Origin of the sequence: Rhodovarius crocodyli (genome assembly GCF_004005855.1) — a bacterium.
GTDB classification, from domain to species: Bacteria; Pseudomonadota; Alphaproteobacteria; order Acetobacterales; family Acetobacteraceae; genus Rhodovarius; species Rhodovarius crocodyli.
In genome coordinates this window covers 239,617-265,292 of record NZ_SACL01000006.1, presented here as the reverse complement: position 1 = coordinate 265,292, position 25,676 = coordinate 239,617, and the positions used below count along the sequence as shown (strand labels likewise).

General features: G+C 70.6%; 21 protein-coding genes. 14 read left to right on the top strand and 7 right to left on the bottom strand.

Annotation, left to right across the window (positions count from 1 at the left end; genetic code table 11):
• A partial coding sequence (locus EOD42_RS18015; protein ID WP_276318160.1) for a sugar phosphate nucleotidyltransferase occupies positions 1 to 388 on the bottom strand: 388 nt, incomplete at its 3' end.
• A gap of 103 nt (positions 389 to 491) precedes the next feature.
• Between EOD42_RS18015 and EOD42_RS18010 the strand changes: the two genes are divergently transcribed.
• The 8 genes from EOD42_RS18010 to EOD42_RS17975 are packed head-to-tail and all read left to right on the top strand — an operon-like array spanning position 492 to position 8,618.
• Complete coding sequence (locus tag EOD42_RS18010; protein ID WP_164868000.1) at positions 492 to 1,772, top strand: glycosyltransferase family 4 protein; 1,281 nt, start codon at positions 492 to 494, stop codon at positions 1,770 to 1,772.
• Between the two features lie 53 nt (positions 1,773 to 1,825).
• Positions 1,826 to 2,386, top strand: coding sequence for a DUF4214 domain-containing protein (locus EOD42_RS18005; protein ID WP_164867999.1), 561 nt, complete (start codon positions 1,826 to 1,828; stop codon positions 2,384 to 2,386).
• The gene (locus EOD42_RS18000) at positions 2,386 to 3,438 is read left to right on the top strand and encodes a hypothetical protein (protein ID WP_127788956.1); all 1,053 of its coding nucleotides are present in this window, start codon (positions 2,386 to 2,388) and stop codon (positions 3,436 to 3,438) included. The genes EOD42_RS18005 and EOD42_RS18000 overlap by 1 nt, the downstream gene beginning before the upstream one ends.
• Before the next feature lie 7 nt (positions 3,439 to 3,445).
• A complete protein-coding gene (locus EOD42_RS17995; protein WP_127788955.1) occupies positions 3,446 to 4,030 on the top strand; it encodes a J domain-containing protein in 585 nt (194 codons plus the stop codon).
• A 52-nt stretch (positions 4,031 to 4,082) separates the two neighbouring features.
• Positions 4,083 to 5,072 (top strand): cobaltochelatase subunit CobS, encoded by a 990-nt coding sequence (cobS, locus tag EOD42_RS17990; RefSeq protein ID WP_127788954.1) that lies wholly within the window; start codon positions 4,083 to 4,085, stop codon positions 5,070 to 5,072.
• 6 nt (positions 5,073 to 5,078) lie between these two features.
• Positions 5,079 to 5,699 (top strand): glutathione S-transferase family protein, encoded by a 621-nt coding sequence (locus tag EOD42_RS17985; protein WP_127788953.1) that lies wholly within the window; start codon positions 5,079 to 5,081, stop codon positions 5,697 to 5,699.
• Positions 5,700 to 5,711: 12 nt separating this feature from the next.
• Positions 5,712 to 7,580, top strand: coding sequence for a cobaltochelatase subunit CobT (gene cobT, locus EOD42_RS17980; protein ID WP_127788952.1), 1,869 nt, complete (start codon positions 5,712 to 5,714; stop codon positions 7,578 to 7,580).
• A gap of 57 nt (positions 7,581 to 7,637) precedes the next feature.
• Positions 7,638 to 8,618 (top strand): esterase-like activity of phytase family protein, encoded by a 981-nt coding sequence (locus EOD42_RS17975; protein WP_127788951.1) that lies wholly within the window; start codon positions 7,638 to 7,640, stop codon positions 8,616 to 8,618.
• Between the two features lie 52 nt (positions 8,619 to 8,670).
• Here EOD42_RS17975 and EOD42_RS17970 read toward each other — a convergent pair whose 3' ends face one another.
• The 4 genes from EOD42_RS17970 to EOD42_RS17955 form a co-directional block, all read right to left on the bottom strand.
• Positions 8,671 to 10,425: a tetratricopeptide repeat protein gene (locus tag EOD42_RS17970; protein ID WP_127788950.1), complete on the bottom strand. Its 1,755-nt coding sequence runs from the start codon at positions 10,423 to 10,425 to the stop codon at positions 8,671 to 8,673.
• 110 nt (positions 10,426 to 10,535) lie between these two features.
• Positions 10,536 to 11,168, bottom strand: coding sequence for a class II aldolase/adducin family protein (locus tag EOD42_RS17965; RefSeq protein ID WP_206020391.1), 633 nt, complete (start codon positions 11,166 to 11,168; stop codon positions 10,536 to 10,538).
• Positions 11,158 to 11,355, bottom strand: coding sequence for a hypothetical protein (locus EOD42_RS17960; protein ID WP_127788948.1), 198 nt, complete (start codon positions 11,353 to 11,355; stop codon positions 11,158 to 11,160). The genes EOD42_RS17965 and EOD42_RS17960 overlap by 11 nt, the downstream gene beginning before the upstream one ends.
• Before the next feature lie 8 nt (positions 11,356 to 11,363).
• Positions 11,364 to 13,055 (bottom strand): electron transfer flavoprotein-ubiquinone oxidoreductase, encoded by a 1,692-nt coding sequence (locus tag EOD42_RS17955; protein WP_127788947.1) that lies wholly within the window; start codon positions 13,053 to 13,055, stop codon positions 11,364 to 11,366.
• Positions 13,056 to 13,128: 73 nt separating this feature from the next.
• Here EOD42_RS17955 and EOD42_RS17950 point away from each other — a divergent pair, with 73 nt between their 5' ends.
• From EOD42_RS17950 to EOD42_RS17940, 3 genes are all read left to right on the top strand, one after another.
• The gene (locus EOD42_RS17950; RefSeq protein WP_240655201.1) at positions 13,129 to 13,923 is read left to right on the top strand and encodes a uracil-DNA glycosylase; all 795 of its coding nucleotides are present in this window, start codon (positions 13,129 to 13,131) and stop codon (positions 13,921 to 13,923) included.
• Positions 13,924 to 14,259: 336 nt separating this feature from the next.
• Positions 14,260 to 15,885 (top strand): lytic transglycosylase domain-containing protein, encoded by a 1,626-nt coding sequence (locus EOD42_RS17945; RefSeq protein ID WP_240655203.1) that lies wholly within the window; start codon positions 14,260 to 14,262, stop codon positions 15,883 to 15,885.
• A 79-nt stretch (positions 15,886 to 15,964) separates the two neighbouring features.
• On the top strand, positions 15,965 to 17,593 hold the full coding sequence (locus tag EOD42_RS17940) for a Na/Pi cotransporter family protein (protein WP_276318159.1): 1,629 nt from the start codon (positions 15,965 to 15,967) through the stop codon (positions 17,591 to 17,593).
• 69 nt (positions 17,594 to 17,662) lie between these two features.
• On the opposite strand, the gene EOD42_RS17935 is transcribed toward EOD42_RS17940, so the two are convergent.
• On the bottom strand, positions 17,663 to 18,844 hold the full coding sequence (locus EOD42_RS17935; protein WP_127788943.1) for a M20 family metallopeptidase: 1,182 nt from the start codon (positions 18,842 to 18,844) through the stop codon (positions 17,663 to 17,665).
• 325 nt (positions 18,845 to 19,169) lie between these two features.
• Positions 19,170 to 21,578: a recombinase gene (locus EOD42_RS17930; RefSeq protein ID WP_127788942.1), complete on the bottom strand. Its 2,409-nt coding sequence runs from the start codon at positions 21,576 to 21,578 to the stop codon at positions 19,170 to 19,172.
• 184 nt (positions 21,579 to 21,762) lie between these two features.
• Between EOD42_RS17930 and EOD42_RS17925 the strand changes: the two genes are divergently transcribed.
• From EOD42_RS17925 to EOD42_RS17915, 3 genes are all read left to right on the top strand, one after another.
• Positions 21,763 to 22,365, top strand: a complete 603-nt coding sequence (locus EOD42_RS17925) for a VOC family protein (RefSeq protein ID WP_127788941.1) — start codon at positions 21,763 to 21,765, stop codon at positions 22,363 to 22,365.
• Position 22,366: 1 nt separating this feature from the next.
• On the top strand, positions 22,367 to 23,995 hold the full coding sequence (ggt, locus tag EOD42_RS17920; protein ID WP_164867997.1) for a gamma-glutamyltransferase: 1,629 nt from the start codon (positions 22,367 to 22,369) through the stop codon (positions 23,993 to 23,995).
• Between the two features lie 172 nt (positions 23,996 to 24,167).
• Positions 24,168 to 25,556, top strand: a complete 1,389-nt coding sequence (locus EOD42_RS17915; protein ID WP_127788939.1) for a M20 family metallopeptidase — start codon at positions 24,168 to 24,170, stop codon at positions 25,554 to 25,556.
• Positions 25,557 to 25,676: the final 120 nt, after the last annotated feature.

The window sequence follows — 25,676 nt, the reverse complement described above, 5'->3', positions numbered from 1 at the left end:
CGTGCAGCCCGGGGACGTCGCTGATGGCGCTGTCGGCGGGCATGATCCAGAGGATGGCGCCGGGGTTGGTTTCCTCGGCCAGGATGGCGGCGGCGGCGATGGCGGGTGCGCTGTTGCGGGCGACGGGTTCGAGCAGGATGCGCGCGCCCGGGACCTCGACCTCGCGCAGCTGCTCGGCGACGAGGAAGCGGTGCGATTCGTTGCAGACGACGATGGGGGCGCCGAAGCCCGGGCCATGGGCGCGCAGGGCGGTGTCGGCCAGCAGGGTCTGCTCGCTGACCAGGGGCCAGAACTGCTTGGGATAGGTTTCACGCGAGAGGGGCCACAGCCGCGTCCCCGAACCGCCGGACAGAATGACCGGGATGATGGTGCTCGTGCTGCTCGTCATGAAGGAAAGCTCGCTGTCGCAATGGGTGGGCGGCATCGGATCCGGGGCGATAGGCTTGCCGAAGGACGCTGTTATGAGTGTATAGCCTTGAATTATGTCATCAATGCGCGCCGAAGCTGGCCTTGATCGGCCGCTGCACCTGATCGACGGGCATAATCTCGCCCTCAGCCAGGGTACGGGCATCGCGACCTACGCGCGCGGCATGGCCGCTGCCCTCGATGGGCTGGGGGCCTCGCACGGGATCGTGGGGGGCGCCGATCCCGGCCGCTCCACCCGGCCCGGGCGGGTCGGCGGCGCCTTGCGGCTGGTCCGGCGCCTCGCGCTCAGGGGCGGCATTGCGTGGCGCGGCGGGCTGCCGCTGCGGCAGGATACGCCGGATTGCCCGATGCCGGCGGGGCTGCCGCCGGGCGGGGCCTCCTTCACGGCACGCGACTGTTTCGGGCTGGCCCATCTGGGTCTGCGCGCCGGCGGGGGCATGCTGGAACTGCTGCCCGAGGGGCGCCCGCCCGCCGTGATGCACTGGACCTATCCCACCGCGCTGCATCTCAAGGGGGCGCCCAACCTCTATTCCGTGCTCGACCTGATCCCGTTGCTGATGCCGGAGACGGTGCTGATGGACATCCCGCTGCATCGGCGCCTGCTGGGGCTGATCGCGGCAAGGGCCGATCACATCGTCACGATCAGCGAATGGTCGCGCCGGGACATCATCCGCGAGTTGGGCGTGGCTGAGGATCGGGTGACCAACACCTGGCTCGCGGTCGACCCCGACCCCGAGGCGCTGGCCATGCCGCCCGACCGGATCGCGGCGCTGCTCGGCCGGCACGGCCTCTCGTCGCAGGGTTATTTCCTGTTCTTCGCCGCGATCGAGCCGCGCAAGAACCTACGCCGGCTGATCGAGGCGCATCTGGCCAGCGGCGTGGCGGCGCCGCTCATCGTCGTCGGCAAGAAGGCCTGGCTGTGGGAGCGCGAGCTTGAGGCGCTGGCCGGCCGCGAGAACTCCCCGGACGGGCGGGTTCGCCTGTTGGGCCATCTGCCGCGCGCGGAGCTGATGGCGCTGGTGCGGGGGGCGCGGGCCGCCTGCTTTCCGTCCTTGTATGAAGGCTTCGGCCTGCCGGCGCTGGAGGCCATGGCCCTCGGCACGCCGGTGCTGACCAGCACGGCTTCCTGCATGCCGGAGGTGGTGGCCGACGCCGCGATGTGCGTCGATCCGCTCTCCGTCCAGGCGATGGCCGAGGCGCTGCGTGCCCTGGATCAGGGGGCGGAACTGCGCGCGCGGCTGGCAGCGGCCGGGCCCGGGCGTGCCGCCTTCTTCTCCGCCGCGGCCTATCGTGAGAGGCTGGGCATGCTTCTCGGCAGGCTGGGGCTTCACCCGGGCGCCCATTGACCCATACCGCCGGGCCGTCTTTTGTGGCGCCGGCATCCGCAACGGAGGCATGCTTGGCCGCCATTACCGCCGCCGAACTGATCGTGGGCACCGACCATGATTTCGTGGTGAACCTGTACCTGGCCCTGCTGGACCGCTGGCCGGACGAGGCGGGCTACGAGCATTTCATGGAGCGCGTGCGCGACAAGCCGGAGGAGCGGCCCGGCGCCATCCACTATATGGCGCAGTCGCCCGAGGCGCTGAGCCGCGGCCGGCATATGCCCATGCCCGATCCGCTGGTGCCCGGCGACCCGCAGCGCGCCCTGGCGGCGCAGATGGACCTGCGCAGCAGCTTCCTGTTCGCGCGCATGAACGAGTTGAAGGACCGCCCGAAATCCGAGGCGGCCGACCCGGCCATAGCCCCGCTGGTGCGTGAGCTGCGGGCCGAGATGGCGGCCCTGCGCAGGGAGATGCGCGAGGAACTGGCGGCCATCGCGGGCCGCCTGACCCAGCCCCCCGCCGCCGAGGCCGCCGTGCCGGCCGCCGCCGCGCGGGAGGAATGGGCCGATCTCCTCTCTCTGGCCGAGGCGCGGATGGAGATGCGCCTGCGTGCCCTGGAGAGGCGCCTGCCTTGATGCCGGAGGCCCGGGCGCGGCTGGTCGTCGCGGCGCCGCTCGGCGGGCCCGCGGGCGCGCGGCTGGCGCCGTTGCTGCAGGCCATCGCCAGGCTGGTGCCCACGATGTTCCTGGCGGCGCGCCAGCTGGATGTTGATCTGGCCCCGGGCCGCTGCCTGCCGCTTGCCGCCTGGCAGTTGGATAATGAGCTGGCCGTCCTGCCGCACCTGCATATCCTGGCGGATGATCCGGCCGCAGAGGCCGCGCTGCGCGCCGCGCTGTTCCGCCCGGGGCATGTGGTGCTGGCCGATGCCGGGCTGGCGCGTCTGTATCGCGGCATGACGGTGGGGCAGGGGCGCCCGCTGCTGTGGGAACGGATGCTGGCCGAGGGCCATGGGCCCGCCGCCCGCCGCCTGGCCGGCTCAGGCTTCGAGGCGTCGGCGCTGCGCCTCATGCCCATGCTGGAGGCGGCGACGGCGGGCGCGATCTCGCTCGGGCTGCTGCATCCGGCAGCACTCGCCGGGCTGCCGGCGAGCCATGCGGCGCGCCTGTTGCCGCCGGGCTTCCCGCCCATGCCCGCGATGACGCGTGCCGAGGCCTGCGCGGCGCTCGGGCTCGGCGAAGGGCCGCATGTTCTGGTCACGGGCCCCGACACCCCCCGCCGCCATGCCCTGGAGGAGGCCGTGCGTGCGGCCGATGCCAACCCCATCCTGCCTGATGCCGGGGGACTCGCGCCGATCGCCGCGGATGCGCTGCTCGCGCTCGACCTGCCCCTCTCGGCCTGGGACCAGCCCCTGATGGAGACGGCGCTGTCGGCGGGCACGCCCATCCTGACCTGGGCGGAGGGGCCCGGTTCCGATCATTGGCCCGAACCCGCCGTGCTGCGGCTGGAATTCGCGGCGGTGGAAGCCGCCATGCCCCCCGTCACCGCCGCCCTGCGCGCGCTGCTGGCCAGCCTTGCGCCCAGGGGGCTGGCGGCACGGCAACACGCGGCCGCGCATGGCCCCGATGCGCTGGCGCGGCAGATGCTGGCGGGCATTCCGGGTTGTCTGGCGGGGGCTGCCACCCCATAACGGGGCGATGCGCAGGCCAAGGGGTGGCTCCCGCCCCGACCCATCCAACCCGACCCGTCCATGCGAGGCCCCGGACTGCCCGGAGCCCGGCGAATACCGTGCGCCCCTGGACCGCTTCCAGCTCGACAAGTACCGATGGTTCTGCCTGGACCATGTGCGGGAGTACAATCGCGGCTGGGACTTCTACAAAGGCATGTCCGAGGCCCAGATCGAGGGCGCGCTGCGCCAGGATACGGGCTGGCAGCGCCCCACCTGGCCGCTCGGCCGGCTGGGCGGCAACCGCCTCAACCCCGAAATCCTGCGTGACCCGTTCAGCATCCTGTCCGAGCACGGCCCCGGATCAGCCCCGCGCAAGCCGGCACCCGAGCCCACCAGGCCGCCGCCGGAACTGCGCGCGGCGCTGGACCTGATGGATCTCGGCTGGCCGCTGGAAAGCGACGCGCTGAAGGCGCGCTACAAGGAACTGGCCAAGCGGTACCACCCGGACATGAACCAGGGCGACCGCTCCGCAGAGGAGCGGTTGAAGGACATCAACCGGGCCTATTCGCTGTTGCGTCACAAACTCGCCGGGTCCGAGGCTTCCGCCCGCTGAAACACTGGCCTAAGTTTCTCCGGAAACCGACGTCCGGAGCATTGCTATATCCATGTCCGAAGTGAAGCCCACCAGCGCGATCAGCGTCCCCGACATCAAGGTCAGCGCCCGTGAGGTGTTCGGCGTGGACCTCGACATGGAGGTGCCGGCCTTCTCCGTCCGCACCGAGCATGTGCCGGACCTCGACCCGACCTATAAGTTCGACCGCGAGACCACCATGGCCATCCTGGCCGGCTTCGCGCACAACCGCCGCGTGATGGTCCAGGGCTATCACGGCACCGGCAAGTCCACGCATATCGAGCAGGTGGCCGCGCGCCTGAACTGGCCCTGCATCCGCGTGAACCTGGACAGCCACATCAGCCGTATCGACCTGATCGGCAAGGACGCCATCGTCCTGAAGGACGGCAAGCAGGTCACGGAATTCCGCGAAGGCATCCTGCCCTGGGCGCTGCAGCACCCCTGCGCGCTGGTGTTCGACGAGTATGACGCGGGCCGCCCGGACGTGATGTTCGTGATCCAGCGCGTGCTGGAGGTTGAGGGCAAGCTGACCCTGCTGGACCAGAACCGCGTGATCCGTCCGAACCCGTTCTTCCGCTTGTTCGCCACGGCCAACACTGTGGGCCTGGGCGACACGACCGGCCTCTATCACGGCACGCAGCAGATCAACCAGGGCCAGATGGACCGCTGGAACGTCGTGACCACCCTGAACTACCTCCCGCATGCGCAGGAGGTGGACATCGTGCTGGCCAAGATGGGCGCCACCGGCGATGCCGCGAAGAAGAAGCAGATCGAGGCGATGGTGGCGCTGGCCGACCTGACCCGCGCGGGCTTCATCGCCGGCGACATCAGCACCGTCATGTCCCCGCGCACCGTCATCACCTGGGCCGACAACACGCGCATCTTCGGCGATGTGGGCTTCGCCTTCCGCGTGTCGTTCCTGAACAAGTGCGACGAGGCGGAGCGTTCGATCGTGGCCGAATACTACCAGCGCTGCTTCAACGAGGAACTGCCGGCCTCGGCGCTGCTGCGCAAGGTGGGCTGACAGCCCGTGGCGCCGCGCTTCCTCCTCCATCACTCGCCCAGATCGCGCTCCGAGCGCGCGCTGTGGCTGCTGGAGGAGGCGGGCGCCTCCTATGAGTTGATCCGGCACGACCTGGAGAAGGGCACCAACAAGGCGCCGGACTTCCTGCGGCTCAACCCGCTCGGCAAGCTGCCGGTGCTGGTGGATCGCGGGCCGGACGGCAGCTGGCAGTCCGTGGTGACGGAAAGCCTGGCCATCTGCGGCTATATCGCCGACGCGCTGCCGGAGGCGGGGCTGGCCCCCGCGATCGGCACGCCGGAGCGCGCGGCCTATGCCTCCTGGCTCGCCTATGGCGCCACCGTGCTGGAGCCTGCCTTCGCCGATGCCGTGTTCCCGCGCGCCGCTGCCGCGCCCGCCCGCGCCCTGGGCTGGCCGCCGCTGGACGCGGTGCTGGCCCAGCTGGAGGCGGCGCTCACGCCCGGCCCCTATCTGCTGGGCGATCGTTTCACCGCCGCCGACGTGATGGTCGGCAGCATGCTGCAATGGGGCGTGGGCTGGGGGAAGATTGCGCCGACCCCCGCCATCGCCCGGACCCTCGCGGCCCTGGAGGCCCGCCCCGCACTGGCCCGCGCCAGGGCGGCCGCCTGACGGAAGACAAGCATGAGCACCAAGCCCGACCTGACCCGGCAGGAAGAATTCAAGCGCGCGACCGCCGGCGTGCTGCGCGCCATCGCGCAGGAGGCCGAGGTGCAGGTGGCCTTCCAGCCCGGCCCCGCGGGCCTGTCCGGCAAGCGCGCCCGCCTGCCGCTGCCCACCCGCACCCTGCCGCCCGCCGAGATGGCCAAGCTGCGCGGCGCCGCCGACGCGCTGGCCCTGCGGCTGCGCCACCACGACGAAAGCGTGCACGCCGCCCGCATGCCCGCCCGCAAGGAGGCCAAGGAGGTCTTCGACGCGCTGGAGGATGTGCGCGTGCAGCACATCGGCGCCGCCCATATGGCGGGCGTCCGCCACAACCTGCGCGCCCGGCTTGAGGAAGAATGCGAGTCCGAGGGCTATGACCGCATGACGCGGAAGGACCAGATGCCGATCTCGGCAGCCTTGTCCCTGCTGCTGCGGGAACGCATGACCGGCGAGGCCCCGCCCGCTGCCGCCACCCGCGTGCTGGAGGCCTGGCGCGCGGACCTCGGCGACAACGCCACCGAGGCGATGGACGAGCTGGTCGCGGCCGCCGGCGACCAGGAGGCCTATGCCAAGGCCGCCCGCAAGCTGCTGACCGCCTTCGACCTGGTCGAGGCCGAGGCCGAGAGCAAGGCCGAGCAGGACGAGGAAGGCGACGAGGGCGGCGACGAGCAGTCCCGCGAGGACCAGTCCAGCGAAGGCGAAAGCTCCACCCAGGAGCAGGAATCCATGACCGGGGCCGACCCCGAGACCATGGAAGGCGAAGCCAGCGACGACGAGGCGCAGGAATCCGAGGAGGACGGCTCGGCCGCCGACGGCGACGACAAGCCGGGCGGGCCGCAGCAGCGCCGCGAGATCCCACAGGTCGACGACGCCAGCCGCTACCGCGCCTTCACCACCCAGTTCGACGAGGTGGTGGAAGCCGAGGACCTGTGCGATTCCGAGGAACTCTCCCGCCTGCGCCAGCAGCTCGACCAGCAGCTGCAGCACCTGCAGGGCGTGGTGTCCAAGCTGGCCAACCGCCTGCAGCGCCGCCTGCTGGCGCAGCAGCAGCGCGCCTGGGAGTTCGACCTGGAGGAAGGGCTGCTGGACGTGGCGCGCCTGTCGCGCGTCATCACCAACCCCACCACCTCCCTGACCTACAAGCGTGAGCGTGAGGCGGAGTTCCGCGACACCATCGTGACGCTGCTGATCGACAATTCCGGCTCCATGCGCGGCCGGCCGATCACGGTGGCTGCGATGTGCGCCGACATCCTGGCGCGCACCCTGGAACGCTGCAACGTCAAGACCGAGATCCTGGGCTTCACCACCCGCGCCTGGAAGGGCGGGCAGAGCCGCGAGCGCTGGGTGCAGGAGGGTAAGCCCCGCAATCCGGGTCGCCTGAACGACCTGCGCCACGTGGTCTACAAGGCGGCCGACGCCCCCTGGCGCCGTGCCCGCAAGAACATGGGCCTGATGCTGCGCGAGGGCCTGCTGAAGGAGAACATCGACGGCGAGGCGCTGATGTGGGCCTACAAGCGCCTGCTGGCGCGGCCCGAGCACCGGCGCATCCTGATGGTGATCTCGGACGGCGCGCCGGTCGATGACAGCACGCTGTCGGTGAACCCCGGCAACTACCTGGAGCGCCACCTGCGCGAGACGATCCGCGAAATCGAGGCGCGCGACGTGGTGGAGCTGTCGGCCATCGGCATCGGCCACGATGTCACGCGCTATTATCGCCGCGCCGTGACCATCGTGGATGCCGAGGAGCTGGGCGGCACCATGATGAACAAGCTGTCCGAGCTGTTCGACGAGGACGCGGCGGCCGCCTGGCAGCGCGCCGCGGCAGAGCGGGCGCCGGCCCTGCTGTAGCACGGGGGCCTGGCCCCCGACCCCGGCCAGTCCGGCGTGAACCCTGGGAAGACGCGCATGAGCCATGCTTGGTTTCCAAGGGCGCCCGGCAGAGGGCGGGGCGGTGCCCCGATCGCGCGCCGGGCCCTGCTCGGGCTGGTGCCGGCCACGGCCTGCGCCCAGGCGGCCGACGACTATGCCACACCCTTCGACCTGCCTGCGCGCGAAGGCCCGCTTCAGCCGCTCGGGGGGCTGCGCCTGCATACCGAGCGGATCGGCATCGGCAGCTTCTCGGCGCTGCACCTGGCGCCGGACCTGACCCTGACCGCGCTGAACGACCGGGGGCGCTGGATCCGCGCGCGGCTGCTGATGCGGGAGGGACGTCCCTCCGGCCTCGGCACGCCCTATCTGGGGCAGCTGCGCGACGGCAGCGGCGAGGCGCTGAGCCGCCAGCGCAGCATGGACAGTGAATCGCTGGCCCGCCTGCCGGACGGTTCCTGGCTGGTCGGCTTCGAGCGCTGGCATCGCATCCGCCGCTTCACGCGGCTGGAGGCGCCCGGCACCTATTTCGAGGCCCCGCCCGGGCTGGAGAATGCCCCCGACAATGGCGGGCTGGAGGCGCTGGCCACCATGCCCGACGGCCGCCTGCTGGCCATCGCGGAGTTCCAGACCCCCACGGGCGAGCCCAACCTGCGCCGGGCATGGCTCGGCGGGCCCGGGGCCTGGACCCAGCGCAGCTATCGTCCGGCGCCGGGTTTCGGCGTCACGGATGCGGCGGCCCTGCCGGACGGCTCGGCTGTCGTGCTGGAGCGCTACTTCACGCCGCTGGAAGGGGTCTCCGCCCGGCTGGTGCATGTGCCGCGCGCGACGATCCAGGGCCAGGGCGTGATCGAGGGCACGCCGATCCTGCACATGCCCTCCGACGCGCCGGCCGAGAACTGGGAAGGGGTCGCGGTGCTGCCGCGCGGCGACAGGCTGTGGCTGGCGCTGATCGTGGACGACAACGACAACCCGCTGCAGCGCGGGCTGTTCGCGCTGTTCGAGTGGCGGCTAGAATAGCGTCCGTTTTGATGGATCGCGATGTGATCCATCAAAACGGGCAAGAACTGCTTTAGGGTCGCAGCCCGGCCGGCCAGGCCCGTTCCGGCAGGCCGCCGCTGAGGCGTTCGCGGATGGCGGGTTCCTCGCCCGTCTCCAGCTCCATCGTCAGGGCGCGGCTCCATTGGAACTCGGCCTCGCTGCGGCGGCCGGCCACCCAATAGGCGTCGCCCAGATGGTAGTTGATGGTGCCGTTGCGCGGCTCCAGCTCCACGGCGCGTTCCAGCCACTCGATGGCGCCGTCCTTGTCGCCCAGGCGGAACAGCACCCAGCCCAGGCTGTCGGCGATGTTGCCGTCCTGCGGGCGCAGCTCCACCGCGCGGCGCAGCATGGGCAGGGCGCGATCCAGGTTGATGCCCTGGTCGGCCCAGGAATAGCCGAGATAGTTCAGCACATAGGGCTGCTCGGGCGAGAGCTCGAGCGCGCGCAGGAAATCGGCCTCGGCGCCGGGCCAGTTGCCGCTGCGCTCGCGCGAGATGCCGCGGGCGTAGAACAGCGGCCATTCCTGCTCGCGCGGGTTCGGCACGCGGGCCATGGCTTCGTCATAGGCGGCGGCGGCCTCGGCGAAGCGGCTGCGGCGGCGGAACATGTCGCCCAGCCGCACCAGGGATTGCGGGCGGGTGGGCAGGGCGGCCGCCTGCTCGCGCAGCAGCGCCTCGGCCTCGGCGGGGCGGTCCAGCTTGTCCAGCAGGCCGGCGCGGCGCAGCAGCGCCACCGGGGCCAGCGCGTCCTCGGGGCGGATGCCGCCCAGCAGCTCCAGCGCGCGGGCGTTCTGGTCGCTGTCGGTCAGGATGTCGCTGAGCAGCAGGATGGCGGGGGCGAAATTGGGTCGCAGCCGCAGCGCCAGGCGCGCCATGGCCATTGCCTGGTCGTCGGCGGCCTGGCCGCGCAGGGCGCCGGCCATGGCCACATAGGCCTCGGCGATGCCCTCCACGGCGCTGGCCACGCCGCGTTGGCCGAGGATGGCGCGCCGCGCGGGCTCGGCGGCCGCCAGAGAGATCTCATCCCCGTTGGCCGCCACCTGGTCCAGGATGCGGGTGGCCTCTCCGGGCTTGCCGGAACGCGAGAGGATCGCGGCCGCCAGCATGGCCAGGCGCAGGGTGGGCTCGGTCTGGTCCGACAGCGAGATGCGCAGCAGGCGCTCCGCCTCACGGTTGCGGTTCGCGAGATCCGCGATCAGCGCGCCGTGCAGTGCCGCCAGAGAGCGGAACCGGCCGTGTTCGATCACCGGGCGCAGCAGCGCCAGCGCGGCATCGGTCTGGTTGCGGCCGGCCAGCGTCCAGGCCTGCAGCAGCGGCGCCAGCGCCTGGGTCAGCCCGCCGCGGGGCAGGGCGCGCACCCGGATCTCGGCACGGTCCCAGCGGCCGGCCACGGCCTCGGAGCCCATGAGCACCAGCAGCGCCACGCCGTTCTCGGGGATCCGCCGGGCGATGCGCAGGGCCTCGGGCCGGCCGTCCAGCAGGGCCGCCATGAAGGCGCGGTTCAGCAGTTCCAGATTGTCCGGGTCGCCGCGCAGCGCCGTGGTCAGGAAGTCGGCGGCCTGGCTGGTGTCGCCCAGGGTCAGCGCGACGCGGCCCGCCAGGAAATTGGCAAACAGGCCCGCCGCGGGGTCCACCACCGCCGGCGGCTGGGGGGCGGCGGGTGCCTGCGCCGTCGTCGTTGGCTCTGCCGCGCCGCCGGATGGCTGCGCCGTGGCCGGCAGGGCGCCGGCCATCATCAGGGCGGCGGCGGCGAGCAGGATACGGGGCGGAGACGGGGGCGTAGGCATCTGACTTCACTATAGGCGCGCTGGGCCCGACAGAAAGGCGATGTGGCCCGCACAACACGCATGGCAGGGTAAATGTGGCGGGAATGTCACGCTTCCCTCATCCGTATGGATCAGGCGGGGCGGCCATAGCCCCTGAACTGTGCCTTCACCGCCACCATTTCGTCTGGCGTCAGCAGCACCGGCGACAGGCCGGAGGCAAGCAGCAGCAAGTATTCGCGCGCCAGGTTCTCCACCTCGCGCGCCAGTGCATCGGCGGCGGCAAGTCCGCTGCCGATCGCGACCACGCCGTGATTGGCCAGCAGGCAGGCGCGCCTTCCCTCGATGGCCCGGACCGCCGCCTGGGCCAGTTCGGGGGTGCCGAAGGTGGCATAGTCGCTGCAGGGGATGTCGTCCCCACCGGCCATCGCGATCATGTAATGAAAGGGCGGAATCGGGCGGCGCGCGCAGGAAAGTGCCGTCGCATGGGGTGAGTGGGTGTGGACCAGCGCCTGGGCATCCGGCCGGGCGGCGTAGATGTCCGCATGCAGCCGCCATTCGCTGGAGGGGCGGCGCTGCCCGGCCAGCACGCCGCCGTCCGGCCCGCATTCCACCAGTTCCTTCGGCGTCAGCTGCGCATAGGGCAGGCCGGAGGGGGTGATGAGGAAGCCGCGTTCCGTGCGGATCGAGACATTGCCCGATTTGCTGGGCATGTAGCCCAGCCCGTCCAGCGCCTGGGCCGTGGCGATCAGGGCCTCAGCCGTCATGGCCGCGCCTGGCCAGGGCCTCGGCATGTTTCAGCACCGCCTGCTGGAACAGCCGCAGCAGCGCCGCCCACAGCACCACCGCCAGCATGGCCCACAGGAAGCCGTAATGCTGCCAGAGCAGCGCCGCCAGGGCGAGCCAGCCGGAGGAGGCCAGCACGCCCATGCGCATGACCGAAAGCAGGCGCATGGCCCGACTTACATGCCGCCGATGTAGTTCGGCCCGCCCGCGCCCTCGGGCGTGCACCAGTCGATGTTCTGCGTCGGGTCCTTGATGTCGCAGGTTTTGCAGTGGACGCAGTTCTGCGCGTTGATCACCAGCCGCGCACCGGGCCCGCCGGCCTCCACCTGCGCGCCGGGGCCGTCGGCCTCGGCATCGGGGGTGCCCTTCAGCTCGCGCTCGGCCTCGGGGCCCACCGCCTCATACACGCCGGCCGGGCAGTAGCGGCTCTCGGGCGAGGCATACTTCACCCAATTCTCGCCGAACCACTTGGACGGGTCCTTCAGCTTCAGGTGGGCGGGCTGGTCTTCCTCGTGGTTGGTGTTCGACAGGAACACCGAGGACAGGCGGTCGAAGGTCAGCTTCCCGTCGGGCTTCGGATAGACGATGCGCTCGGCCTCGTTCTTGTTCTTCAGCGACAGGTTGTCGGCGTGATGCGGCAGCTGCCAGAACTTGCCCTTGGCCACATAGGTCTCGAAGGCCGCATTGATCATGCCGCCGTAGAAGCCCCATTTCGCGAAGCCGGGGCGGATGTTCTTCACCGCCTTCAGCTCCTCATACACCCAGGAATTCTCGATGGCGGTCGGGTAGTCGGCCAGCACCGGCGGGGGCTCGCCGCCCGCGAGCGCCGCGGCCACCGTCTCGGCCGCGATCATGCCGGACTTCATGGCCGTGTGGGTGCCCTTGATCTTGGGCACGTTCAGGAAGCCCGCGGTGCAGCCGATCAGCGCGCCGCCCGGGAAGACCAGCTTCGGGATGGACTGGTAGCCGCCCTCGTTGATGGCGCGCGCGCCATAGGCGATGCGCTTGCCGCCCTCGAAGAAGGGGGCGACCTTCGGGTGAGTCTTGAAGCGCTGGAACTCGTCGAAGGGCGACAGCCAGGGGTTGGGGTAGTCGAGGCCCACCACGAAGCCCACGGCCACCAGGTTCTCGCCGAAGTGATAGAGGAAAGAGCCGCCATAGGTATCGGTCTTCACCGGCCAGCCGGTGGAGTGCCAGATCAGCCCGGGCTGGTGCTTCTCCTTCGGGATCTCCCACAGCTCCTTGATGCCGAGGCCGTAGGTCTGCGGCTGCACGCCCTCGCGCAGGCCGTAGGTGACCTCCAGCTTCTTGGTCAGGCTGCCGCGGCAGCCCTCGGCGAACAGGGTGTAGGTCGCGCGCAGCTCCATGCCGGGCTGGTAGTTCGGGCCTTCCTCGCCTTCACGCGTGATGCCCATCACGCCGGCCACCACGCCGCGCACCTGGCCATCCTCGATGATGGTCTCGGACGCCGCGAAGCCCGGATAGATCTCGACGCCCAGCTCCTCGGCCTTGGCGCCCAGCCAGCGGCACACATTGCCCAGGCTGACGATGTAGTTGCCGTGATTGTTCATCTGCGGCGGGGTCGGCAGCTTGAAGCCGCCCGTCTCGGTCAGGAACATGAAGCGGTCGTCGGCGGCGGGGGTGGCCAGCGCCGGCGGGTCCTGCCGCCAGTCGGGCAGCAGCTCATCCAGGGCGCGCGGTTCCAGCACGGCGCCGGAAAGCGTGTGGGCGCCGACCTCGCTGCCCTTCTCGACGACGCAGACGGCCATGTCGGGGGAAAGCTGCTTGAGCCGGATGGCGGCGGCCAGGCCGGAAGGCCCCGCGCCCACGATCAGGACGTCAAACTCCATCGACTCACGTTCGGACATATTCCACTCCCGCAGTTCCGGCCTTACCCATGTAGCGAAGGGCGAAGCCCCGGGGAACCCTATGGGACTCGCGATGGAGATCGATTCCGCGCTGCTGGCGGCGCTGAAACTGCAGATGGATTGGGGCGCGGACGAGGCGCTTCAGGCACTTCCGGCCGGTCTGCCGCAACCCAAGGCCCGGCCCGAGCCTGCGCCGGCCGCGGAAAAACCGCCCGTCCGGCCGGTCGGGACGCCGCCCGTGGAGGCCGTCCGCCCGATTCCGGCCGCCGGCATGGAGGCCGCCGCACTCGCCGCCGCCGCGCAGGATCTGCCCTCGCTGCGCGCCGCGATGGAGGGTTTCGCGGGCTCACCCCTGCGCGATACCGCGACGCAGCTGGTGTTCGCCGATGGCGTGCCGGGCTCTCGGGTGATGTTCGTGGGCGAGGCGCCGGGTGCCGATGAGGACCGGCTGGGCCGGCCCTTCGTCGGTGTGTCGGGGCAGTTGCTGGACCGGATGCTGGCCAGTATCGGCCTCAACCGGGGCGAGAATTTCTACATCTCGAACATTCTTCCCTGGCGGCCGCCGGGAAACCGCACGCCGACCGATGCCGAGATGCAGCTGTTCCTGCCCTTCATCCGCCGCCACATCGCGCTGGCCGGGCCGGACCTGCTTGTTCTTCTGGGCGGCACCGCGGCCAAGGCGCTTGTCGGCGGCAAGGAAGGCATCACGCGGATGCGCGGCAAGTGGCATGACGTCAGGATCAGTAATGACCAAGTAATTCCGGCGCTGGCGACTTTACATCCCGCCTATCTGCTGCGCACGCCCACGGCCAAGAAGGATGCCTGGCACGACTGCCTGATGCTGCGCCGCCGGATGAATGAGGCATGATTGAGGCAGGGATTATGCTGTAACGCATGATCCCATGCGTAACCGCTTGTTTCGTCCAGAATCATCCTCACGATCCCGTGCCACATGGCTGCCTTGATTGAAGGCATTCACAATCGGCTGTTGCCAAGCGACGCGGTTGCCCCTATCGACTCGCCCGCCATGGAAGTGCAACCTCCATCGGCCCGCTCGATCCAGAGCCGCATCCGGGGGGTTCCCCTGGGCGGACTGGTGCTGGCGGCGGCCCTTACTCTGGGGTCCGTCGCATCCGCGCAGGCCGTAAACCCGCTTCACCAGGCCGCCCGTGCGCCCAGTCGCATGTCGCCGCCGCAATCCGTGATGGACGCAGCCGATGCCGCGCGCATGCGCCGGGCATTCGCTGCCCAGGCGCGTGGCGACGTGCCCGCTGCACAACGGGAAGTGGAGGGGTTGCAGGACCGGCGCCTGATGGGCCACCTGCTGGCGGACCGCTATATGCGCGCCACCGAGAACGTCTCGATCCCGGAATTGCAGGCCTGGCTCGCGGATTTCTCCGACCTGCCGGATGCCCAGGCGCTGCATGGCGTATTGACGCGCCGCCTGCCGCGCGGCGCCGCCACGCCCCCGCCGCCGACGGACCCGGAGCTGGAGAGCATCGAGCTGGCCCCCGAGGAACGCAGCTCGGGCCCCGCCATCGCGCGGCAGTCCTCTCTGGAACGCCAGATTTCCGCCCGGGTTTCGGCGGGCGACTATGCCCAGGCGCTCGGCATCATAACCCGTGCGCGCATTTCCACCGCCTATGCCGCCCAGCTGAAGGCGGAGCTTTCCCAGACCCTGTTCCGCCTCGGCCAGGACGAGACCTCGCTGCGCGTGGCGCATGAGGCCCTGCGCACGCAGGCCGACAACCCCGACGCGGCCTTCCAGGCCGGCCTGGCCGCCTGGGCGCTGGAGCACTACACCCAGGCGCTGGGCTTCTTCGAGCGCGCCGCCCGCAATGAGCAGGCGGCCCCCGCCCAGCGTGCCGCCGCCGCCTATTGGACCGCGCGCGCCAGCGTGCGCGCCCGCCGGCCCCAGGCCTATGTCAGCTGGATGCTGCAGGCCGCGCAGGAGCCGCGCACCTTCTACGGCATGCTGGCCCGCCGCAGCCTGGGCCTGCCCACCGGCTTCGCCTGGGAGAACCCGCAGGGCGAGGCCGCCGTGCTGGCCGAGACCGCCGGCGGCTGGCGCGCCATGGCGCTGTTCCAGGTCGGCCAGCGCGACCGCGCCGAGGCCGAGCTGCGGCTGCTGTTCCGGCGCGGGCGCGGCAACCCGCTGCTGACCCAGGCCATCATCGCCTTCGCCAACCAGGCGAGCATGCCTGCGGTGGCGACGCAGCTGGCCTCCGCCGCGCAGGGCGTGGACGGCCGGCCGCAGGATTTCGCGCGCTTCCCGCTGCCGATGCTGCAGCCGGACGGCGGTTTCAGGGTGGATCCGGCGCTGCTCTACGGGCTCGCGTTGCAGGAAAGCCGCTTCGATGCCTCCGTGGTGTCGCGCGCCGGGGCGCGGGGCATCCTGCAGCTGATGCCGGCCACCGCCAGCTATATCGCCAACGACCCCAGCCTGCGCGGCGCCAATGCGCAGCGCCTGCATGAGCCGGGCTTCGGCCTGGAACTCGGCCAGCGCTACATGCATGTGCTGGCGCGCAACGACGCCATCAACGGTGACCTGATCCGCGTTCTCGCGGCCTATAACGCCGGCATCGGCAACCTGAACCGCTGGCTGCCGGCCACCGGCCACCGGGATGACCCGCTGCTGTTCATCGAGAGCATCCCGGTGCACGAGACGCGTAATTTCGTGCAGCGCGTGCTGGCCTATTCCTGGATCTACGCCTCGCGCCTCGGGATTCCGGCGACCAGCCTGGACACGTTGGCGGCCGGTGATTTCCCGCGCTTCGCCCAGCCGGATGAGGTGGTGGCGATGCTGCGGCAGAACCGCCGGGCCAACTGACCGCACTGTCCGGTATATGACAGTTTAATTGCATCCGGGGGCGCTCGCTCCTACGGTCCTCCGGATGAATGAGGCAAGGTTGCTCCTGGAACTGGCCGGCGAGGCCGCCCTGCTGCTCTGGGGCCTGCACATGGTTCAGAGCGGTGTTCAACGCGCCTTCGGCGGCCGGCTGCAGTCCGGGCTGGAACGGACGCTGGGCACGCCGTGGCGTGCCGTGCTGGCCGGCCTGGGCGTCACGGCCGTGCTTCAGAGCAGTACCGCCACCGCGCTCATGGTGTCCTCCTTCGCGGCGGGAGGGGCGGTCGGGCTGCTGCCGGCGCTGGCGGCGATGCTGGGCGCCAATATCGGCACCGCGCTGATCGTGCAGTTCCTCTCCTTCGATGCGGGCTGGCTTTACCCACCGCTGATCCTGGGCGGGGTGGTGGCCTTCAGGGGCGCCAGGCGCACGCGCAGCCGCGACCTGGGGCGGGTCGCGATCGGGCTGGGCCTGATGCTGCTGTCGCTGCATCAGCTGTCGGCGACGCTGGCGCCGGTCGAATCCTCGCCTACCCTGGCTAACATGCTGGCCCTGGTCGCGGACCAGCCCTTGCCCAACCTGGTGTTGGCCGCGGTGGTGGCCTGGGCCGCGCATTCCTCCGTGGCGGGGGTGCTGTTCGTGGCCTCGCTGTCGGGCGGCGGGGCCATCGAGCCGCAGGCCGCCATCGCCATGGTGCTGGGCGCCAACCTGGGCACGGCGCTGAACCCGCTGCTGCAGGCACGCGGCGCCGCCGGCGGCCGGGACAGGCTGCGACTGCCGGTGGGCAATCTGCTGAACCGGCTGGCCGGCTGCGTGCTGGTGCTGGCGCTGCTGCCCCAGGCCACGGCGATGATGACGCAGTTCAATCCCGCCCCGGCGCGGCTCGTCGCCAATGCGCACCTGGTCTTCAACCTGCTGACGGCGCTGCTGGCCTTTCCGCTGCTGCGGCCGATGGCCGCGCTGCTGGCCAGGCTACTGCCGGAACCCCCGCCCGGGGCCGACCCGGCCGCGCCGCGCTACCTGGACGAATCGGCGCTGGAGACACCCTCTGTCGCGCTGTCCAATGCCACGCGTGAGGTGCTGCGCATGGCCGATGCGCTGGAGGAGATGCTCACCGCCTCCGCCCGCGCCTTCGGCACGGAGGAGCGCGACACCTCGCGCGCGCTGGCGCGGATGGACCATGTGATGGACCGGCTGCATCACGCCATCCATGCCTATCTGGCCGCCATCCCGGCAGAGGCGCTGGCCGATGAGGAAGAACGCCGGCTGGAGGAGATCCAGGGCTTCGCCATCGCCCTGGAGCAGGCCGCCGATGTGCTGGCGCGCGACCTGTCGCAGCATGCGGCCAAGCGGCTGCGGCGCGGGCTGGTGCTGAATCCGCGCGAACAGTCAGAGCTTTCCGAGGTCTATGCCACGCTCGCCGAGCAACTGCGCCTGGCCATCGCCGTATTCATGATGGACGACGCGGAGGCCGCGCGCCGGCTGGTCACGGCCAAGGAGAGCCTGCGCGAGCCGGAACGCGAGGCCGCCCGCCGCGTCGCGACCGCCGAGGGAGGGGCCGCGCCGAGCTTCCTGCTGGATACGGTGCGGGACCTGCGCCGGGTGGGCGCGCATCTGGTGGGGGTGGCGCACCCGCTGCTGGAACGGCGCGGGGAACTGCTGCCCAGCCGGTTGAGGCCGCGCAGCCCCTAGCGGCCCTGGACCCGAGCCCCGCCAGGGGCCGGAGCCCCTTGGCGGGAGCGCGAGGGCAAAGCCCTCGACTTACAGCCCGGCCGCCTCCAGCCCCATGATCGCATTGGCCATCGCCTGCGCGCGCGGCACGAAGCTCTCCACTTCCAGGTATTCTTCCGGGCTGTGCGCCATGCCGCCGATCGGGCCGGTGGAGCAGATGGTGGGTGCGCCCTGGGCCGCGGTGAAGCCGCTGTCGGCGCAGCCGCCGGAGAACTCGCCCTCGACCTTCAGCCCCGCCTCGGCCGCCGCACCCTTATAGAGGGTGAACAGCTTGGCCGCGGCCGGGGATTGCGTCAGCGGCAGGAACTCGCCCTTGATCGCGAGCGTCGCCTTGGTGCCGGGCACGAAGGACTTGGCGATGATGTCATGGATCTTGCCCATGATCTCGTCGCGGTCCTCGGGGTGGACATAGCGCAGGTCGATCTCGCCCTTGGCCCAGGGGGCCACCGTGTTCACGCTCTGCCCGCCCGAGACCAGGCCCACATTCAGCGTGATGCCGCGCTTGAGGTCGGTCAGGGCATGGATGGCGGTGATCTTGGCCGCCAGCTCACCGATCGCGCTGATGCCGGCCTCGAAATTGCCGCCGGAATGGGCGGCCTTGCCGGTGATCTCAAAGACGGAGAACACGCCGCCCTTGCGGCCGGTCACGATGTTGCCGGTCAGGCGGCCGGGCTCGCTGTTGAACACCACGCGGGCGCCGCGGGCCTCTGCCTCGATCACCGCGCGGCCCTCGGGGCTGCCGATTTCCTCATCGCCGGTGAACAGCCCGACCATGGGGCCCGGCGCGCCGCCGAATTTGTGGAAGGCGGCGAGGACGAACATGTTCATCACGATACCGGCCTTCATGTCGGCCACGCCCGGCCCATAGGCCTTGCCGGCCTCGATGCGGAAGGGGCGGCGCTCCGGCTCGCCCTTCGGGAAGACGGTGTCGCGGTGGCCCATCAGCACGATGTTGCGCGGGGCATTGCCGGCGGGGGCCACATCGGTGTTCACGAAGGCGCGGATGCAGTCCCCGTGCTTCTCGCCGGCGACCACCTCGGTCGCGATGCCGTGGCCCGCGAAGAACTGCTTCACCTGCTCGCCGGTCGCGTCCACCCCGGCCTTGTCGTAGCTGCCGCCATCGGTGTTCACCATGCGCTCCAGCTCGGCCAGCATCGCGGGCTTCTGGTCGGCGAGCCAGGTCTTGATCTGGTCGAGCGAAGTCTGGGCCATGGGGCGCTCCTGCATTGAGGGGCGCATGTTCGACCATGTGGGGCTTGGCGCCAAGACGGGGGCCTTGCCCCCGGGCCCCCACCAAGGGGCTCTGCCCCCCATGGTCCTTTGGGGAGCCCCGCCAGGAGATAATATCTCCTGGACCTGATAGTAGTTTTGAGCCTCACCTTCCCAGGTCGGGCGCCAAATTCATTATAACAATCAATGAGAAACACCTTCATAGGCGATGGCGCCAAACAGAAGGCAGGTCCAGGACACACTGTGTCCTGGCGGGTTCCAAGGGCAGCGCCCTTGGTGGGGGTCTCGGGGGCAACGCCCCTGAGCCTCAGATCGGGCACACCCCGCTCGCGCATTGCAGCGTGGCCAGGTCCACCACCTCATGCAGGGCCGGGTCGCTGATGCCTTCCACCATTGCCGCGAAGCGCCCCGCCGGCACTTCTTCCTCCGGCAGGTACTCATAGCCGAGCGCGCTGTCGGGCCGGCTGGGCAGCACGGCGCAGCAGCGCACGCGCGGCTGGTGTTCCAGCACCATGGCGCGGAAATCCTCCAGCCCGTGCCGGTCGGTATAGACCTTCAGCGTGTACGAGATCTGGTTGCCGCGGGACGCCCCGATCCAGTGCTGTTCCAGCAGGCGCAGCCACTGGTAATGCTCCTCGGGGCTCGCCTCGGGGGCGGTGACCAGCGCCTCACCCATGCCCAGGCGCTGCGCGAGCGGCAGGGTGGGGAAGCCCACGATGCTCATGCCCGGAAAGCTCTGCAGCGACCGCACCGGATAGCCCCGCGCCTCATAGTCGGCCAGCAGCGGGTCGGCGCCGGCAGCCCAGTTGCCGGCCTCGTCGCGACTGCCGCGGAACTGCACCCAGCGCAGGTACTGCCGGCGGGCGGGCAGGTGCGCGCCTTCCGTCAGGCCGAACAGCTTGGAGGTGGTGCCGGCCGGCTTCACCGTGGTCACGGTGAAGGGCACGGCCTGGCCCAGCTCCGCCGCATAGGCCTCGGCTTCTTCCTTCGCGGCCTCCGACAGGTGCACCAGCATCGTCCAGAAACGCGCCGAACGCGCGGGGTCCAGCAGGTCCTGGAAGCCCAGGCCGAAGCGCATCCAGGCCCATTCATGCAGGCCGGTGGGGCCGATGCCGATGCGGTTGGTGCGCCGCACCTCCTCGCCATACAGCGCATCCATGGTGTTGGCGCGCATCAGGAAGCGCACGCCCAGGCGCACGGCATCCTCCACCCGCGCATCCCAGGCGCGGGCGGTCCGGGCGTCGGCCTCGCCGGGGGCGAAGCCGTCGAGCGGCACCGGGCAGGCCAGCAGCGGCGCGAAATCGGCGATGACGCAATAGCCGCCGGTCACATGCAGCACGATCTCGCCGCAGGGATTGGTGGTGACGGGGCAGTCGCTTTCGGCCGCCATGGCGGACAGGCGCGCCAGCAGCCCCGCCGCCCGCGTCACCTGGTAGCGGCTGCTGCGCAGGTCGCGCCCGTCCTCATGCACGGGCTTGCGCCAGGCCGCGCCGCTGCGATGGTCCTCCAGCATGTCGGCGTTGATGAAGCCGGGCTCGCCGTTCACATAGGCGCAGCGGGTGGCCTCCGCGAAGACGGCGCGGGCGTGGTCGGCCAGGGCGCCCGCGTCGTCGGAGCGCGCGAGCTTCCAGAACTCGCGGTCCACCATCACGGAGTGGTTGGCGGTCCACAGCCCGCCCACTTCCTTGATGCGGATGAAGTCCAGCGCGCCGGGGTCGCGCCAGCTTTTGGTGGCCATGCGCGCGGCGCGGCGGGCGCCGCCCACCTGCACCTCGACCGACAGGTGATGGTCGACGCGCAGCGCCTGTTCCCAGCGCGCCATGCGGCCGGCGCGGGCAGGCTCGATCACCTCGCGCCTGATGTTGCGCAGGGCGCGCATCAGGGAGATGGGGCCCGAGGCAGGCCGCCCCTGCATGCCCGCGATCGGCGCGCCGTTTGGCCGGATGGCGGAGAAATCCAGCCACAGGACGCGGTCGGCCGAGCCCTCGAAGGCGAGGCTCTCCAGCAGCTCCACGGCCTGGGCCCAGCCCTCGCGGCTGTCGGCCACGACATGGCGCAGCGCGCCCTCAGGCGCCGAGGCCGAGAATTCGCCGGCCAGGGCGCGGATGCGGCTTTCCTGCCCGGCCGAGAAATCCTGCAGCCGGTGGCCCCAGGGCAGTTCGCCCAATTCCGAGGCGAAGCGGTGCAGTGCCGCGCGGTCGCGCGGGAAATCCTGGTGGGCCGGGTCCAGATGCAGCAGCAGGGCAGGGGCCCGCGCCCAATCGACGGCCATCAGCGCGTCGTCATAGGCGCGGCCGACGCCGCTGCCGTTCAGCAGCAGATAGAACTTGGCGAAGCTGGCGATGGCGGTGGCGCAGTTGGTGAACACCTCCATGTTGCGGCCCGGCTGGCTCTCGTCGCCATGCTGCAGGTGCCGCCCGGAGGTGATGAGCGCGCCGCTGGCGATGGCGTTGCGCAGCCGCGCCTGTTCCTGCGCGCGGCGCGCATCGGGGGCGCCTGCCAGCAGCCCCATGTTGCCGGCGGCCACGCGGTCGGCCACCCGGCCGAAATCCTCGCGGTCACCGGGGCGGAACACGGTGCGGCGGGCGACCGCGACGCCCATGCCGGCATCGAGGGGGCGGGGCAGGGAGGGTGCCTCGCCGAAGCTCGCCCCTGGCGCCGGCCAGCGGAGCTGGGCGTGAGGCTGGGGCGAGGTGGAGAAGGGCAAACCGTCCATGACTGATCCTGTGAGTCGTTCAGCGAGTCGATAAACACATGATCTTGTGTCTGATGTCGTCATTCAACCCCATATATGGGATTTGAATGTGAAATGTCATCCTCCGGCCAGGCCGTTGAAAACGGGGGAAAAGCCGCCGCCCCCTCCGTGACGGCGGGCTGTGCCAGGCCCTACACTCCGGCCCATGCTGCAATTCGACCACCTGGCGATCGGCGCCACCACATTGGAAGAAGGCGTGGCCTTCGCGGAGCAGACGCTGGGCGTGCCGATGGGACCGGGCGGCGCGCATCCGCGCATGGCCACCCACAACCGGCTGCTGCTGGCCGGCTCCGGCCGCTACATCGAGGTGATCGCCCCCGACCCGGCCGGTGAGCCCCCGGGCGTGCCCCGCTGGTTCGGCCTGGACCATCCGCCGAGCCCGCCGCGCATCGTCTCCTGGGTCGCGCGCGGCAAGCCGGCCATCATGCCGGAGCCTTTGGGCGACCCCGCCCTGATGTCGCGCGGCGCGCTGAGCTGGACGATCACCTTCCCGCGCGACGGCTCCCTGCCGCTCGGCGGGGCGCTGCCCTGCCTGATCGAATGGCCCGAGGGCGTGCACCCCACCCAGACCATGGCTGACAGCGGCGTGGTGCTGGAGAAGCTGATCATCACCGCCCCCGAGATGGGGCGCGCCAAGGCCGCGCTGTCGGTGATGGAGTTCGAGGACATGGCACTGATCGAGTTCCGCCGTGGCCCTTCCGCCCTCAATGCCCGTTTCAGCACGCCCCGCGGCGTGGTGGAGATCTGAGATGACCCATTACGATGTTCTTTCCCGCCGTCCCTGGCGCCCGCTGATCATGGGGCGCAAGGGGGCGGTGGCCAGCAACCACCCCGCCGCGACCCAGGCCGGGCTCGATGCCCTGCGTGCGGGCGGCACCGCGGCGGATGCGGCGGTCGCCGTCTCCCTCGCGCTCGGCGTGGCGGAGCCCTTCATGTCGGGGCTCGGCGGCGACGGCTTCTATCACTTCTATGATGCGGGCACCGGCGTCTCGACCGTGTTCAACGGCAGCGGCACCGCCCCCGCCCTGGCCCCCCCCGAGGAATACCGCGACGGCATGCCCAACAGCGGGCATCGCTCGGCCGGCGTGCCTGGGTCGCTGGCCGGCGTGGCGCAGCTGCATGGCCGGCACGGCGAACTGCCCTGGGCCGAGCTGGTGCGCCCCGCCGCCGCCCTGGCCGCCGAGGGCGTGGGCGTCACCCACACCTATCGCCGCATGGCGAACACCATGAAGTCCGTGCTGCTGCGCGACGCGGCGGCGAGCGCCATCTACCTGGTCGATGGCGAGTTGCCGGCGCTGGGCGCCATCCTGGTGCAGCCCGCCCTGGCCCGGACGCTGGAGATGGTGGCCGAAGGCGGCGCCGAGGCCTTCTATCGCGGCCCGATCGCCGCGATGGTCGCCGCGGCCAGCGAGGCCGGCGGCGGGCTGATCCGCGAGGCAGATATCCAGGCCTTCGAGCCCGAGGTGCAGGCCGCCATTTCCGCCCGTTACCGGAGCTATGAGGTGCGGCAGACGCCGCCCAACTCCACCGGCTTCGTGCTGCTGCAGGAGCTGCTGATCGCCGAGGCCTTCGACATCAAGGCCATGGGCTATCTCTCGGCCGAGCACATCCACACGCTGGTCGAGGCCAAGAAGCTCGCCTTCCTGGACCGCGAGCGGCTGGCGGGCGACCCGCGCTTCGGTGCCGGCGACCTCAGTGAGATCCTGGACCCCGCCAACGCCCGCAAGCTGGCCGCCAGGATCGACCCCAGGCGCGCCGCCAGCATCCCGTTGCAGCTGCCGGCCCCCAATGAGGGCGAGACGACATACTTCTGCATCGTGGACGCCTGGGGCAACGCGGTCTCGGCCATCCAGTCGCTGAACTCGGCCTTCGGCAGCGGCGTCACGGCGGGCGAGGCGGGCTTCCTGCTCAACAACCGCATGGCGACCTGGCACCTGGAGCCGCACCACCCCAACGTGCTGGCCCCGGGCAAGCGCGCGCGCCACACCATGAACGCGCCGCTGATCCTGAAGGACGGCAAGCTGTGGGGCATCCTGGGCACGCCGGGTGCCGACAACCAGGTGCAGGTGAATTTCCAGGCCGTCTCGGCGCTGATCGATTTCGGCATGGACCCGCAGCAGATCGTGGAGGCCCCCCGCTGGTTCAGCGACCAGCCCGGCCAGAGCGCCACCTGGCCGCATAAGGGCAAGGATGAGCTGACGATCGAGGAGGATGTCGGCCCCGAGGTGCTGGAGAAGCTGCGCGCCCTGGGCCACACGCTGGTCACGCAGCGGCCCATCCATGGCACCTGCAGCCTGGAATGCATCCGTGTGCTGGAGAACGGCATGCGGATGGCCGGCAGCGATCCCAGGCGGGATGGCTGGGCGGGGGCTTATTGAAGCGAGTAATGTTCTTTTTTGGAAAAAAAACCAAAAAACTTCTGATAGTTCAGGGTGCCCTATCCTGCGGCGTGCCCTGAACTCGAAAAGTCTTTTTGCTTCTTTTTCTTCAGAAAAAGAAGAATCACTACATCGTTGTTCTTGCAAGTAACGCATCCCGGAACCTGCTGCCATGACCCGCGAATCAGCCCTCTCCCTCGCCACCTCCATCATCGACGACGGCCGCCTGCTGGACGTGCTGGCCCGCCGCGTCGCCTGGCACACCGAAAGCCAGGTGCCCGAGCAGGCGCCCGCGCTCTATGCCTTCCTGGCCGATGAGATGATCCCGTCGCTCGCCGCGCTCGGCTTCACCAGCCGCATCGTGGCCAACAGCAAGCCCGACGCCGGCCCCTTCCTGATCGCGGAGCGCATCGAGGCCGCGGGCCTGCCCACCGTGCTGGTCTATGGCCATGGCGATGTGGTGCGCGGGATGGAAGGCCGCTGGCGCGATGGGCTGGAGCCCTGGGAGATCGTGGTCGAGGGCGATCGCTGGTACGGCCGCGGCACGGCCGACAACAAGGGCCAGTTCACCATCAACCTCGCCGCGCTGGAGGCCGTGATCCAGGCCCGCCAGGGCAAGCTGGGCTTCAACGTGAAGTTCCTGTGCGAGATGGGCGAGGAGATCGGCTCCCCGGGCCTGGCCGCGATCTGCGAGGCGGAGAAGGCGGCGCTCAAGGCCGATGTGCTCATCGCTTCCGACGGGCCGCGCCTGGCCGCAGGCCTGCCCACCCTGTTCCTCGGCTCCCGCCAGGCGATGAATGTGCGCCTGGAATACAAGGCGCGCGAGAAGGCCTATCACTCCGGCAATTGGGGCGGCGTGATCCGCAACCCGGCCACCATGGTGGCCAACGCCATCGCCAGCCTGGTGGACGGGCGCGGCCGGCTGCTGGTGGCGGGGCTGGAGCCGCCCCCGATGCCCAACTCGGTGCGTGCGGCCCTGGCCGGCCTGCCGGTGGGCGGTGGCGAGACCGACCCCGAGATCGACACCGCCTGGGGCGCCGACAACCTGACCCCCGCCGAGCGCCTGTTCGGCTGGAACACGCTGGAAGTGCTGGCGATGGGGGCGGGCGACCCGGTCTCTCCGGTCAATGCCGTGCCGCCCACGGCCACCGCCGTGGTCCAGCTGCGCTTCGTGGCGGGCACCGATACCGCGGGCATCATCCCCTCCATCCGCGCGCGGCTGGACGAGGTGGGGCTGAAGGATGTGGATGTGATCTCGATGCGGGCGGAACCGGCCCCCGCCACGCGGCTGGACCCGGCCTCGCCCTGGGTGCGCTGGGCGGTGGCGTCGGTTACCGAAAGCCTGGGCCGGCCGCCTGCCGTGCTGCCCAATATCGGCGGCACGCTGCCCAACCATGTCTTCGCGAATATCCTGGGCCTGCCCACCATCTGGGTGCCGCACAGCTACGCCGCCTGCGGGCAGCATGCGCCCGATGAGCATCTGCTGGCACCGGTCGCGAAGGAAGCGCTGGCGCTGATGGCGGGGCTGTTCTGGGACCTGGGGGCAGGCGGGACGCCCTGAGGCCTTGCCCCTGGGCGCGCTTAAGCCTGAGCGCGTTGATGTCGATAGATGAAATGGGCGCCCCACCTGCGAAGGTGGGGCGCCCAATTCGCATGATCCTTCGCTCTCCGCGGGAGCGAG

What these genes read in the sequence shown, in the direction of transcription:
- EOD42_RS17970 (WP_127788950.1), bottom strand. Translation starts at nt 10,425, where the DNA reads ATGCCTACGCCCCCGTCTCCGCCCCGTATCCTGCTCGCCGCCGCCGCC.
- EOD42_RS17950 (WP_240655201.1), top strand. Translation starts at nt 13,129, where the DNA reads ATGGAGATCGATTCCGCGCTGCTGGCGGCGCTGAAACTGCAGATGGAT.
- EOD42_RS17930 (WP_127788942.1), bottom strand. Translation starts at nt 21,578, where the DNA reads ATGGACGGTTTGCCCTTCTCCACCTCGCCCCAGCCTCACGCCCAGCTC.
- EOD42_RS18010 (WP_164868000.1), top strand. Translation starts at nt 492, where the DNA reads ATGCGCGCCGAAGCTGGCCTTGATCGGCCGCTGCACCTGATCGACGGG.
- EOD42_RS17935 (WP_127788943.1), bottom strand. Translation starts at nt 18,844, where the DNA reads ATGGCCCAGACTTCGCTCGACCAGATCAAGACCTGGCTCGCCGACCAG.
- cobS (WP_127788954.1), top strand. Translation starts at nt 4,083, where the DNA reads ATGTCCGAAGTGAAGCCCACCAGCGCGATCAGCGTCCCCGACATCAAG.
- cobT (WP_127788952.1), top strand. Translation starts at nt 5,712, where the DNA reads ATGAGCACCAAGCCCGACCTGACCCGGCAGGAAGAATTCAAGCGCGCG.
- EOD42_RS17945 (WP_240655203.1), top strand. Translation starts at nt 14,260, where the DNA reads ATGGACGCAGCCGATGCCGCGCGCATGCGCCGGGCATTCGCTGCCCAG.
- EOD42_RS17960 (WP_127788948.1), bottom strand. Translation starts at nt 11,355, where the DNA reads ATGCGCCTGCTTTCGGTCATGCGCATGGGCGTGCTGGCCTCCTCCGGC.
- EOD42_RS17965 (WP_206020391.1), bottom strand. Translation starts at nt 11,168, where the DNA reads ATGACGGCTGAGGCCCTGATCGCCACGGCCCAGGCGCTGGACGGGCTG.
- EOD42_RS17955 (WP_127788947.1), bottom strand. Translation starts at nt 13,055, where the DNA reads ATGTCCGAACGTGAGTCGATGGAGTTTGACGTCCTGATCGTGGGCGCG.
- EOD42_RS17995 (WP_127788955.1), top strand. Translation starts at nt 3,446, where the DNA reads ATGCGCAGGCCAAGGGGTGGCTCCCGCCCCGACCCATCCAACCCGACC.
- EOD42_RS17925 (WP_127788941.1), top strand. Translation starts at nt 21,763, where the DNA reads ATGCTGCAATTCGACCACCTGGCGATCGGCGCCACCACATTGGAAGAA.
- EOD42_RS17975 (WP_127788951.1), top strand. Translation starts at nt 7,638, where the DNA reads ATGAGCCATGCTTGGTTTCCAAGGGCGCCCGGCAGAGGGCGGGGCGGT.
- ggt (WP_164867997.1), top strand. Translation starts at nt 22,367, where the DNA reads ATGACCCATTACGATGTTCTTTCCCGCCGTCCCTGGCGCCCGCTGATC.
- EOD42_RS18000 (WP_127788956.1), top strand. Translation starts at nt 2,386, where the DNA reads ATGCCGGAGGCCCGGGCGCGGCTGGTCGTCGCGGCGCCGCTCGGCGGG.
- EOD42_RS17915 (WP_127788939.1), top strand. Translation starts at nt 24,168, where the DNA reads ATGACCCGCGAATCAGCCCTCTCCCTCGCCACCTCCATCATCGACGAC.